This window comes from Streptomyces sp. NPDC056486, from assembly GCF_042795295.1.
Lineage (GTDB): Bacteria > Actinomycetota > Actinomycetes > Streptomycetales > Streptomycetaceae > Streptomyces.
In genome coordinates this window covers 1-1387 of record NZ_JBHTSF010000337.1, presented here as the reverse complement: position 1 = coordinate 1387, position 1387 = coordinate 1, and the positions used below count along the sequence as shown (strand labels likewise).

Here is a 1387-nt window from a genome sequence, read left to right as displayed (position 1 = left end):
GGAGGCGGTGTCGCCGTCGCGCATCAGCAGCACGGTCCGGCCGTGCTCGGGGTGGTAGCGCACCGACCAGCCCAGCGTGTGCTGCTTGGGGTCGGTGGTGAAAGCGTGCCAGCCGCCGTCGACGCGGTTCTTGTCGTAGCGGCCCCACATGCCGCTCATCTCGTGACGGCCGACGGCCTCGATGGCCTCCGGTCCCTCGTCGAGCGGGATGTGGGTGTCGTCGACGAAGGGCAGGCCCGGCACCGGATGGTCGGTGCGCAGGCCGTTGGCGAGCGGAAGAACGTGACTCAAGGCGGATTCCTCATTCCTCTTCGAGCGCTGCACTCTTGTGCAGCACTGGGTATGTGTCCCTTATACATGCGCGGCACACCTCTTCGTGCAGCTACTTTCAGCCAACCTTCCCGGCCCATGTCCGCGACTCGCGGACATGGGTGATCGCGTCGGATAACCTCTCCGTATCCGACGCGACAGAACGGGACATGACACCTCGTCATCCCGGGCGCTGGAGAAGGGGAGGCAGTCCATGAGCCGCAGCCGCCAGGCCGCTCTGCTGGCCCGACACCTGTTCGACGTCACCGGCACCACGGGAGAGCTGATCTACGACACCGGCGTCCGGTGGAAACTGAACTGGACCGACGGCCCCCTGTACGAGGAGATGCGCGCGCACCTGGACGCCGCCCTCGCCGGATACCGCTACGCCGAGATGCGTGACCGCACGATCAGCTGCCACCGCTCGCACTCGGAGCGAGCCTGGGCCGCCCGGGCGATTGCCTCCCGCCGGGAAGGCACCCTCGCCCCGGCCGTCGCCGACGGCGTCGCCCACCGCCGTGCCCTGGGGATCGAACTGCCCCGCCTGGGGCTCCCGGACCCGGGCGAGACCCACGAGTACTTCGCCCTGCTGCGGCACGTCGAGGAGCTGTGGCAGGCGACCGCGTACCCGGAGCGCCCGAGCGTGCCCGAGGACGAACCACTCATCGAGCAGCTGCTCGCGGCCGGCACCCGTACCCGCGGCGGCTGGCGCACCGTCAGCGAGTACGACATGGCGAAGGCGCTGCTCGCCGCCGAACAGGCCCCCACCGGGGACCAGCCGCCCACGCTTACCGTCGTCCGCGCCCCGGAGCAGGGACGGTGACGGCCGTGGACGAGGACGACGACGCGACCGCCCGGGCGTTCATCGCCTACTACCACCACGACACCACCGCGAACGCCGCCGAAGACGGGCACCCCGCCCTCATCAAGGCGGCGGCCGCCGAACGCACCGCGTGGGAGCAACACGGACGACTGGAAGGCAACACCCCGCAGTTCGTCTACGGCTGGGCCCAGCAGAACGCCATCCAGGCCGGGCAGGACGCCATCTTCGGGCGCGGCCCCCGGGAGACGTGGGAGC

The 1387-nt window shown here is 70.4% G+C and carries 2 protein-coding genes and 1 pseudogene; 2 read left to right on the top strand and 1 reads right to left on the bottom strand.

The genetic code is table 11. The features are described 5' to 3' along the window. Positions 1-291 (bottom strand): annotated as a pseudogene (locus ACFQ7F_RS45885) (hypothetical protein); the annotation flags it as partial. Positions 292-523: 232 nt separating this feature from the next. Here ACFQ7F_RS45885 and ACFQ7F_RS45880 point away from each other — a divergent pair. Both ACFQ7F_RS45880 and ACFQ7F_RS45875 read left to right on the top strand, forming a co-directional pair. Next, positions 524-1132, top strand: a complete 609-nt coding sequence (locus tag ACFQ7F_RS45880) for a hypothetical protein (protein WP_383285765.1) — start codon at positions 524-526, stop codon at positions 1130-1132. A gap of 5 nt (positions 1133-1137) precedes the next feature. Next, positions 1138-1387 (top strand): hypothetical protein (locus ACFQ7F_RS45875; protein ID WP_383285762.1); only part of this gene is annotated, 250 nt, incomplete at its 3' end.